The following is a 10,195-nucleotide window of genomic DNA, read 5'->3' as shown; positions in this document are numbered from 1 at the left end:
GAGCCGGTGACCGTGGGAGCGAACATCGTCTCGCGCAGGATGTCGCGAGGGTCGAGGGTCGACGTGCCCCGCAGCATGTATTCGGTGTGCGTGAGCCGCGACATCTCCTTCAGGTGCGGTCCGGTGATGCGGCCGCCGTCGGAGCAGACCGCGCTCATCATCTTGAGCTCCTCGTCGACGACCATGAACAGCTCCTCGGTCTCCTTCGTGGAGGCGAGGNGGCGGAAGGTGCCCGAGATCGGGTTCATGGTGACGACGCCGTCCTGCGCGCTGACGTGCGCCTCGGGGCTCGCACCCACGGCGACGTGGCCGGGCGTGACGACAGCGAACGTCCAGTACGCGCCGCGCTCGTGGGCGAGCAGCGCCCGGAACCAGGTGAGCGCTGCCAGACGCGGGTCGGCACCGACCCCGGCGGTGAAGTCGCGGCGGATCACGAAGTTCGCGCCCTCGCCGCGGCCGATCTCGTCGGAGATCACCGTGCGCACGATCCCCGCGTACTCCTCGTCGGTCAGATCGAAGCCGGGGTTCTCGAGGGCGATCGGCTCGGACGGCAGCGTGGCCACGGCCTCGGCCCGCGGCATCCGCTCGTGACCTTCGACCACGAGGCATCGCAGCGGCGCCCCGTCGTCGTGGGAGGCGAATCCGCGCTCTCGCACCTGCCGGAACGGCACGAGCGCGAGCACCTCGCGAGGGGTCCCCGTCGCATCGACGAGGGGGATGTCGGCGAGGGCATCGACGTCGACGACCTCACCCGTGAGCACCTCGACCCAGGCGTCGTCGCGCGCGATGAGCGCGAAGGGCGCGTCGGAGGCGATCAGCTCGGCAAAGGATGCGGGCATGGGATGGTCCTTCGGAGTCGGGGCGGCCGCTTCACGAAGAAGACCGCCCCTCGGGGCGGTCGGAATCGCACGATCCACCGCCTCAGGCGGTGGGCCACCAGCAGGTGCGCGCGAACATGGGGCGAACCTACCACACGGCTCGGCCGCGCCCGGCGCCGCCGGGGCTCGGATGCCGCGGGTCGGGGCCGCGGCATCCCCGTCGGCGTAGGCTGGGGGCGTGCCAGCCGTCAACATCGGGATGCCCAAGGTCCCCGAAACGCTCGCCCCCCGCCGCAAGAGCCGCCAGATCAAGGTCGGCAAGGTGCTGGTCGGTGGCGACGCGCCCGTCAGCGTGCAGTCGATGACGACCACCAAGACGACCGACATCAACGCGACCCTGCAGCAGATCGCCGAGCTCACCGCCTCGGGCTGCGACATCGTGCGGGTCGCGGTGCCCAGCCAGGACGACGCCGACGTGCTGCACATCATCGCGAAGAAGAGTCAGATCCCGGTCATCGCCGACATCCACTTCCAGCCGAAGTACGTCTTCCAGGCGATCGACGCCGGCTGCGCCGCGGTACGAGTGAACCCCGGCAACATCCGCCAGTTCGACGACAAGGTCGGCGAGATCGCGAAGGCGGCGAAGGACGCCGGCGTCTCGCTGCGCATCGGCGTGAACGCCGGATCGCTCGACCGCCGACTGCTCGAGAAGTACGGCAAGGCCACTCCCGAGGCGCTCGTGGAGAGCGCCGTGTGGGAGGCGTCGCTGTTCGAAGAGCACGACTTCCACGACTTCAAGATCTCGGTCAAGCACAACGACCCGATCGTGATGGTCAAGGCCTACCGTCAGCTCGCCGAGCGGGGCGACTGGCCGCTGCACCTCGGTGTCACCGAGGCCGGACCCGCGTTCCAGGGCACCATCAAGAGCGCGACGGCGTTCGGCATCCTGCTCGGCGAGGGCATCGGCGACACCATCCGCGTCTCGCTGTCGGCGCCTCCCGTCGAAGAGGTGAAGGTCGGCCTGCAGATCCTGCAGTCGCTCAACCTCCGCGAGCGCCGCCTCGAGATCGTCTCGTGCCCGTCGTGCGGTCGCGCCCAGGTCGACGTCTACTCCCTCGCGGACAGCGTCACCGAGGGTCTGAAGGATGTCACGGTGCCGCTGCGCGTCGCCGTCATGGGCTGCGTCGTGAACGGCCCGGGCGAGGCCCGCGAAGCCGACCTCGGCGTCGCGAGCGGCAACGGCAAGGGCCAGATCTTCGTGAAGGGCGAGGTCATCAAGACCGTGCCCGAGGAGGAGATCGTCGCGACGCTCATCGCCGAGGCCACCCGCCTCGCCGACGAGATGGGCCCCGACGCCCCCCTCGGTACCGCCCAGGTCGTCACCGCCTGAGCGCACCGGTCCACCCGTCGCCCGGTGGCACCGTCCGCCTGGTCGGGGTACGCCTCCGCGCCGCGATACGGTGCACCGGTGAGTGAACCGACCGCCGCGGCATCCAGCCCCTCGCTCGACGCGCCGCTGTCGAGGCCGATCTCGGCCGGTATCACCGCGTCGCTGGTGGGGTTCTCGAGCTCGTTCGCCGTCGTGCTCACGGCGCTGCACGCGGCCGGCGCCACGTCCGATCAGGCGGCCAGCGGTCTGCTCGCCGCGTCCTTCGCCGTGGGGGCCGGCACGATCGTGCTCGCGCTTCGCTACCGCCGCCCCATCACCCTCGCGTGGTCGACGCCCGGGGCGGCCCTGATCGCCGCGACCGGCGCCGTCGAGGGCGGCTGGTCGGCAGAGATCGGCGCGTTCTACGTCGTGGCGGGGCTCATCCTGCTCACGGCGCTCATCCCCGCTCTCGGGCAGGCCATCGCGCGTATCCCCGCCTCGCTCGCGCAGGCGATGCTCGGCGGCGTGCTGCTGCCGCTCTGCCTCGCCCCGCTCAGCGGACTCGTCAAGAGCCCGTGGGCGGTCGCGCCGGTGATCGTGGTGTGGCTCATCGCGCTGCGGTTCCTGCCCCGCTGGGCGGTTCCGCTCGCTTTTCTCGCGGCGGCCATCGCGATCGGCATCGAGGTCGGCGCGGCCGGCACCGCGATCGACCCGGCGTCCTTCCTCCCGCGGGTCGCGTTCACGGCGCCGACGTTCACCACCGGCGCCATCGTGGGTCTCGCGCTCCCGCTGTTCCTGGTGACGATGGCGTCGCAGAACGTGCCGGGCACGGCGATCCTCCGCAGCTTCGGCTACGACCTGCCGTGGCGGCCGGCGATGACCGTCACCGGTCTCGGCAGCGCCCTCACCGCCTCCGCCGGCGGGCCGGCGATCAACCTCGCCGCGATCACCGCCGCGCTGGCGGCTAGCCCCGACGCCCATCCCGATCCGCGCAGGCGCTGGTACGCGAGCATCGCGACCGGCTCGACGTACTTCGTGCTGGCCGCGGCATCCTCGTTCTTCGCCGTGCTCGTCGTGCTGGCGCCCGCCGGTCTCATCGCCGCCGTCGCCGGTCTCGCGCTCTTCGGCGCGTTCGGCTCGGCGGTGCAACAGGCCGTCGCCGACCCGCACGACCGGGTTCCGGCCATCGTGACGTTCCTCACGGCGGCGTCCGGCATCGCGTTCTTCGGCATCAGCGCCGCCTTCTGGGCGCTGGTCGCGGGGCTCGTGGTGCGCGCCGCGCTGCGACTCGGGCGGCGCTGACGGGCGGCGCCCCCGGCATCAGGCGATCTCGCCGCCCACAAGCGGGCGCCCGTCGTCGGATGTGAGGCTCACATCGATCGCGATCTCGAGGGCGCGCACGATGTCGGCGAGGGCGAGCGCCGGCGCACCTGCGGGCGCGGTCTCGGTCGACCACGGCACGTGCACGAACCCGGCACGCACGTCCGCGCGGTCGGCCGTCGCATCCAGCACGGTGTACATCGCCGCGTTGCACACGAAGGTGCCGGCCGTGAGCGACACGGAGGACGGCACGGATGCCGCGGCCACCGCCGCCGCGATCCGCTTGACCGGAAGCGTGGCGAACCGTGCGTCTGGTGCGCCCCCGACGACGACGGCGTCGGTCGGCTGCACCCCCGCATTGTCGGGGATGCGGGCATCGGCGAGGTTGAGGGCGACCCGCTCCGGCGTCACCGCCGAGCGGCCGCCGGCGAGGCCGGTGGCGATCACGACGTCGGGGGAGTGCCGCTCGATCAGGACGCGCAGGCGGGCCGCGGCATCCGCGAACGTCACCGGCAGCACCTCGACGATCAGCGTCTCGGCGCGATCCCACCGCGCGGCGACCGCGCGCACGGCGTCACCCGAGGGGTTCGCGGAGTCGCCCGCGAACGGCTCGAACCCGGTCAGCAGCACGGTCGTCATCGCTCCAGGGTAGGCGGCGGGCGGCGGCATCCATCGTCCTAGACTGGGGGATCGTGGTGACCCGTCTCTCGACCTATTTCCTGCGCACGCTGCGCGAAGACCCGTCGGACGCCGAAGTCACGAGCCACAGGCTGCTCGTGCGCGCCGGCTACATCCGCCGCCAGGCGCCGGGCATCTTCGCCTGGCTCCCGCTGGGCCTGCGCGTGAAGGCGAAGGTCGAGCAGATCATCCGCGACGAGATGTCGGCCGCGGGCGCGTTCGAGGTGCACTTCCCCGCGCTGCTGCCGCGTGAGCCCTACGAGGCCACCGGTCGCTGGGAGGAGTACGGCGACGGCATCTTCCGCCTGAAGGACCGCAAGGACGCCGACTACCTGCTCGCCCCCACTCATGAAGAGGTCTTCACGCTGCTCGTGAAGGACCTCTACTCGTCGTACAAGGATCTGCCGCTGACGATCTACCAGATCCAGGACAAGTACCGCGATGAGGCGCGGCCCCGCGCCGGCCTCCTCCGGGGGCGTGAGTTCACGATGAAGGACGCGTACTCGTTCGACCACACGGACGCCGGGCTGGATGCCTCGTACCAGGCGCAGCGCGACGCGTACGAGCGCATCTTCCAGCGCCTCGGGCTCGAGTACGCGATCGTGCAGGCCGACGCGGGTGCCATGGGCGGCTCGCGCTCGGAGGAGTTCCTGCACCCGACCCCGGTCGGCGAGGACACCTTCGTGCGCTCGGAGGGCGGCTACGCCGCGAACGTGGAGGCGTTCACCACGACGGCGCCCGCGCCCGTCCCGTTCGACGGGCTGGGTGGGCCGGTGGTCTTCGACTCGCCGAACACGCCGACGATCGACACCCTCGTCGCGCACTCCAACGCCGTGCTCGATGGCACGTACACCGCGGCCGACACCTTGAAGAACGTCGTGCTCGCGCTGACCCATCTCGATGGCACGCGAGAGCTCGTCATCGTCGGGCTTCCCGGCGACCGTGAGGTCGACGACAAGCGTGCCGAGGTGGCGTTCGCACCCGCCGCGGTCGAGGCCGCGACGGCCGAGGACTTCGAGAAGAACCCGCTCCTGGTCAAGGGCTACATCGGACCGTGGTCGCCGACCGGTGCGGTGCTGGGCGAGGAGTCGGCCACCGGCATCCGCTATGTCCTCGATCCGCGGGTCGCCGACGGCTCCGCGTGGATCACGGGTGCCAACATCGACCAGAAGCACGTGCACTCCCTCGTCGCCGGCCGCGATTTCGTCGCCGACGGGTTCGTCGAGGTCGCCAACGTGCGCGACGGCGATCCGGCACCCGACGGCTCGGGCCCGGTCACGCTCGCCCGCGGCATGGAGATCGGGCACGTCTTCCAGCTCGGCCGCAAGTACGCGGAGGCGCTCGGCCTGAAGGTGCTCGACGAGAACGGAAAGCTCGTCACCGTCACGATGGGCTCGTACGGCATCGGCGTCACGCGCATCCTCGCGATCATCGCCGAGCTCAACAACGACGATCGGGGGCTCATCTGGCCCGCGTCGGTCGCGCCCTTCGACGTGCACGTTGTCGCGACGGGCAAGGATGACGCGGCCTTCGCCCTCGCGGAGGAGCTCACCGCGGCACTCGAGGCATCGGGTCTCGACGTGCTCTACGACGACCGCCCGAAGGTGTCGCCCGGTGTGAAGTTCGGCGATGCCGAGCTCATCGGCGTGCCGCAGCTCGTCGTCGTCGGCCGCGGTGCGGCGACCGGCGAGGTCGAGCTCTGGGACCGCCGCAGCGGCGACCGTCAGGTCGTGCCGCTCGCCGACGCGGTCGCCCGGCTCACAACCCGCTGAGCGAGATCTTCAGAGCTTCGCCCAGCGAGTGCGCACGAACATGACGAGGCCGTAGGCGACGAGGCCGCTGCCGATCGCCGTGACGATGGCAGCACCGAGCGGCAGACGCAGAAGCGCGACAAAGGCGCCATCCAGTCCGCCCGCAGCGGCCGGGTCGACGGTGAGCGCAGCTATCGCCATGATCGCGCCGACGCTGATGAGCGCCGCGCCCTTTGCCACATACCCGACGACCGCGAGAGCCAGCGCGGCCCCACCTACCGGGCCCCGCGGGAAGGCGATGCTCTCGCGAAAGCCGCGAGTGAGCCCGCGCCATCCGAAACCGATCCCCACACCGGTAATGGCGGCGCCGAGCGCGCCGAGCAACCACGGCCCGCCCGGAAGCGAGAGGAGCGTCGCTCCCGTCGACTTCGCGGACTGCTCTGAGTTGCTCGCTGATCCGAGAGCGACTCCCGCTGCGAGCGCTCCGACTGCCAGATAGGCGGCCGCCTTCGACCATGCGGACACGAGTGCGCTCCATCCATTCCGTCGACGGTCCCAGAGGCCGTCGACGATGTACCAGAGCGTCAGCGCCCAGAGCGTCGCCGCGCAGGCCCACAGGAGCAGAACCCCACCGGGCAGCCGAGCGATGCCCTGAAGCGCTCCGGTCTGATCGGCTTCCGCCGCATGCCCCTGTGCGAGGGCGATCGCGAGGATGCCGATGCCGAGATGCACGAGCCCGCTCGCCGCGAACCCGACTCGCGCGACGACGCGGAACGCGGTCGACGAGTGGGCGGCGGCGGTCGCGTCGGTGGAGGGCACGATGCCACAGTACGACCGCAGGTGGGGGAACGCAGCGGAGCGGATCGCCCCGGCTCGAGGCATCCCGATCGGGTAACGTAGGGGGGATGCGTCGCCCCCGCGCCGCATCCCAGAACTGAAGAGGGAGGCCCCGTGGACATCGATCTCGGACTGCTGCGCACCGTGGAGCGCGAGCGGGAGATTCCGTTCGAGGAGCTCGTCTCGATCATCGAGCAGGCGATCCTCACGGCGTACGCGAAGAACAGCACGCCCACCGGCGTCCTCCCCGACGGCGCTCGCGCCCAGATCGACCGCAAGACCGGTCACGTCGCGGTGTTCGTGCCGCTGCGCGACGACGAGGACGCGGTGATCGGCGAGGAGGAGGTCACGCCCGACGACTTCGGTCGCATCGCCGCCTTCGCCGCCAAGCAGGTCATCAGCCAGCGGCTGCGTGACATCGCCGACGACGCGGTGCTGGGGGAGTTCCGCGGCAAGGAGGGCGACATCGTCGCCGGCGTCATCCAGCAGGGCCCGAACCCCCGCATGGTGCACGTCGACCTCGGCACGGTCGAGGCGATCCTTCCGCCCGAGGAGCAGGTGCCCGGCGAGGACTACGCCCACGGCTCGCGCATCCGCGTCTACGTCACGAGCGTCTCGAAGGGCACCAAGGGGCCCGCGATCACCGTCTCCCGCACGCACCCCGGCCTGGTGCGCAAGCTGTTCGCCCTCGAGGTCCCCGAGATCGCGTCGGGCGTCGTCGAGATCGTCTCGCTCGCGCGCGAGGCGGGTCACCGCTCGAAGATCGCGGTTCGCGCGAACGACCCGGCGATCAACGCCAAGGGTGCGTGCATCGGCGAGCTCGGCCGCCGCGTGCGCGCCGTCACGGAGGAGCTGGGCGGCGAGAAGATCGACATCGTCGACTACGACGCCGACCTCGCATCCTTCGTCGCGAAGGCGCTCTCGCCCGCCAAGGTCACCTCGAGCTTCGTGCTCGACGCGGGGACCAAGGCCGTGCGCGCCCTCGTTCCCGACTACCAGCTGTCTCTCGCGATCGGCAAGGAGGGCCAGAACGCCCGACTCGCCGCGAAGCTCACCGGGGCGAAGATCGACATCCAGCCCGACAGCATCCTCGAGGAGAGCTGACGGGGTAGGATGGAACCCGTACGGACGTGCGTCGGTTGTCGCACACGTGCTCCGCGATCCGCTCTCCTGAGAGTGGTGGCCCGCGGCTCCGAGCTCGTCGTCGACGAGCGCAAGAGTCTTCCGGGGCGGGGTGCGTGGGTGCATCCGACACTCGAATGCACGGATGCCGCCACCCGGCGGCGTGCGTTCGTTCGCGCCCTGCGCGTGTCAGGCCCGCTTGATACGCAGACCATCACCCAACACCTGCAGCGAAACGGCTGAACGGCTATGGACACAAAGTGAACGGCTCGAAATGAGACCCGTCCGCATCTAACGGTCTGCCCTGTCCGGGGTAGATCCCAGACAGGAGAATTGTGGCAAAACCACGCGTACACGAGATCGCCTCCGAGCTCGGCGTCGACAGCAAGATCGCCCTCGCGAAGCTGAAGGAGCTCGGCGAGTTCGTGAAGAGCCCGTCGTCGACGATCGAGCCCCCGGTGGCGCGAAAGCTCCGTGAGGCCCTGCAGGCCGATGGCACCGCCTCGGCCGCCCCGGCTGCGAAGCCGGCCGCCTCACGCCCCACCCCGGCGGCGCCCGCGCGGCCGCAGGCGCCCAAGCCCGCGGCATCCGCGGCCCCGGCCGCCCCGGCACCGTCGACGTCCGCTGCGGCACCCGCTCCCGAGGTGGAGCGCGCCGCGCCCGCGGCCGAGCGCCCCGCCGCCTCGTCGCGGCCCACTCCCGGTGGTGCGGCTCCGGCGCGACCGCAGACCCCGTCGGCTCCGGCCGCGCGCCCGCAGGGCGGCCAGGGCGGACAGGCAGCCCCGGCACCGCGTCCGGGAGGCGGCTCGCCGCGCCCCGGCAACAACCCCTTTGCGAGCGCGCAGGGCATGGGCCAGCGGCCCGCAGGCCCCCGCCCGGGCAACAACCCGTTCGCGAGCGCGCAGGGAATGGGCCAGCGCCCGACGCCCGGCAACATCCCGCGTCCCCAGGCCCCGCGTCCCGGTGCCCCGCGCCCGGGCGCTCCGCGTCCGGGTGGCGCGGGTCGTCCCGGTGGCGCCGGTCGTCCGGGCGCTCCGTTCCAGCAGCGCACCGGTGGTGCCGGACGCCCCGGGTTCGGCGGCGGCGCGGCACGTCCCGGTGGCGCCCCGGCAGCCGGCGGCTTCGCCGGGCGTCCCGGTGGTGGTGGCGGTCGCGGCCGTGGCCCCGGCGGTGGCACCGCGGGTGCGTTCGGCAAGGGCGGCGGCAAGTCCAAGCAGCGCAAGTCGCGTCGGGCGAAGCGTCAAGAATTCGAGATGAGGGACGCTCCGGTCGTCGGCGGCGTCAACGTCTCGAAGGGCAACGGCGAGATCATCCGTCTGCGCCGCGGCGCGTCGATCGCCGACTTCGCCGACAAGCTCGAGGCGCTGCGCGGCTACACCGTGCAGCCCGGCACGCTCGTGACCATCCTGTTCAACCTGGGTGAGATGGCGACCGCGACCGAGTCGCTCGACGAGGCCACCTTCGAGGTGCTCGGCGCGGAGCTCGGCTACAAGATCCAGATGGTCTCGCCCGAGGACGAGGACAAGGAGCTCCTCGAGGGCTTCGGTCTCGACCTCGAGGCCGAGCTGGAGGCGGAGAGCGAGGACGACCTCGAGATCCGGCCTCCCGTGGTGACCGTCATGGGTCACGTCGACCACGGTAAGACCCGACTGCTCGACGCCATCCGCCAGACCAACGTGGTCGCGGGCGAGGCCGGCGGCATCACGCAGCACATCGGTGCATACCAGGTCTGGACCGAGCACGACGGCATCGAGCGCGCGATCACCTTCATCGACACCCCCGGTCACGAGGCGTTCACCGCCATGCGTGCCCGTGGTGCGCAGGTGACCGACATCGCGATCCTCGTGGTCGCCGCCGACGACGGCATCATGCCGCAGACGGTGGAGGCCCTGAACCACGCCCAGGCGGCGGGGGTGCCGATCGTGGTCGCTGTCAACAAGATCGACAAGCCCGAGGCGAACCCCGCGAAGGTGCGCCAGCAGCTCACCGAATACGGACTGGTCGCCGAGGAGTACGGTGGCGACGTCATGTTCGTCGACGTGTCGGCCCGCCAGAACATCGGCATCCAGGACCTGCTCGACGCGGTGCTGCTCACCGCCGACGCCGGTCTCGACCTCACCGCGAACCCCAACAAGGCAGCGCGCGGTGTGGCCATCGAGGCCAAGCTCGACAAGGGCCGCGGCTCGGTCGCGACCGTGCTCATCCAGTCGGGCACGCTGCGTGTCGGCGACGCGATCGTCGCGGGCACGGCCTATGGCCGCGTGCGCGCCATGATCGACGAGAACGGCGACGCGGTCGAG

Annotated in this window: 7 protein-coding genes and 3 pseudogenes; 6 read left to right on the top strand and 4 right to left on the bottom strand. The window is 71.3% G+C overall.

The window, feature by feature from the left end:
* Both ASG00_RS18140 and ASG00_RS18135 read right to left on the bottom strand, forming a co-directional pair.
* Nucleotides 1-219, bottom strand: a pseudogene (locus ASG00_RS18140) (chorismate-binding protein); the annotation flags it as partial.
* Between the two features lies 1 nt (nucleotide 220).
* Nucleotides 221-839, bottom strand: a pseudogene (locus tag ASG00_RS18135) (chorismate-binding protein); the annotation flags it as partial.
* Between the two features lie 238 nt (nucleotides 840-1,077).
* On the opposite strand from ASG00_RS18135, the gene ispG reads away from it, so the two are divergent.
* Nucleotides 1,078-2,208 carry a flavodoxin-dependent (E)-4-hydroxy-3-methylbut-2-enyl-diphosphate synthase gene (ispG, locus tag ASG00_RS10820; protein WP_045246202.1) on the top strand — a complete coding sequence of 377 codons (1,131 nt, stop codon included), beginning with the start codon at nucleotides 1,078-1,080 and terminating at the stop codon, nucleotides 2,206-2,208.
* Between the two features lie 78 nt (nucleotides 2,209-2,286).
* The gene (locus ASG00_RS10815; RefSeq protein WP_056209462.1) at nucleotides 2,287-3,489 is read left to right on the top strand and encodes a benzoate/H(+) symporter BenE family transporter; all 1,203 of its coding nucleotides are present in this window, start codon (nucleotides 2,287-2,289) and stop codon (nucleotides 3,487-3,489) included.
* 18 nt (nucleotides 3,490-3,507) lie between these two features.
* Here ASG00_RS10815 and pcp read toward each other — a convergent pair whose 3' ends face one another.
* Nucleotides 3,508-4,146, bottom strand: a complete 639-nt coding sequence (pcp, locus tag ASG00_RS10810; RefSeq protein WP_200930914.1) for a pyroglutamyl-peptidase I — start codon at nucleotides 4,144-4,146, stop codon at nucleotides 3,508-3,510.
* Between the two features lie 53 nt (nucleotides 4,147-4,199).
* On the opposite strand from pcp, the gene ASG00_RS10805 reads away from it, so the two are divergent.
* Nucleotides 4,200-5,957 carry a proline--tRNA ligase gene (locus ASG00_RS10805; RefSeq protein WP_056209458.1) on the top strand — a complete coding sequence of 586 codons (1,758 nt, stop codon included), beginning with the start codon at nucleotides 4,200-4,202 and terminating at the stop codon, nucleotides 5,955-5,957.
* Between the two features lie 9 nt (nucleotides 5,958-5,966).
* Here the strand turns inward: ASG00_RS10805 and ASG00_RS10800 are convergent, their stop codons facing one another.
* A complete protein-coding gene (locus ASG00_RS10800) occupies nucleotides 5,967-6,755 on the bottom strand; it encodes a DUF1206 domain-containing protein (protein WP_162237861.1) in 789 nt (262 codons plus the stop codon).
* Nucleotides 6,756-6,887: 132 nt separating this feature from the next.
* On the opposite strand from ASG00_RS10800, the gene nusA reads away from it, so the two are divergent.
* The 3 genes and pseudogenes from nusA to infB form a co-directional block, all read left to right on the top strand.
* Nucleotides 6,888-7,877, top strand: coding sequence for a transcription termination factor NusA (gene nusA / locus ASG00_RS10795; protein WP_045246199.1), 990 nt, complete (start codon nucleotides 6,888-6,890; stop codon nucleotides 7,875-7,877).
* A gap of 9 nt (nucleotides 7,878-7,886) precedes the next feature.
* Nucleotides 7,887-8,138 carry a YlxR family protein gene (locus tag ASG00_RS14565; RefSeq protein WP_082483209.1) on the top strand — a complete coding sequence of 84 codons (252 nt, stop codon included), beginning with the start codon at nucleotides 7,887-7,889 and terminating at the stop codon, nucleotides 8,136-8,138.
* A 92-nt stretch (nucleotides 8,139-8,230) separates the two neighbouring features.
* Nucleotides 8,231-10,195, top strand: a pseudogene (infB, locus tag ASG00_RS10790) (translation initiation factor IF-2); the annotation flags it as partial.

The organism is Microbacterium sp. Leaf351, from assembly GCF_001423825.1.
Taxonomy (GTDB): domain Bacteria; phylum Actinomycetota; class Actinomycetes; order Actinomycetales; family Microbacteriaceae; genus Microbacterium; species Microbacterium ginsengisoli.
This window is presented reverse-complemented; position numbering and strand designations above follow the sequence as displayed.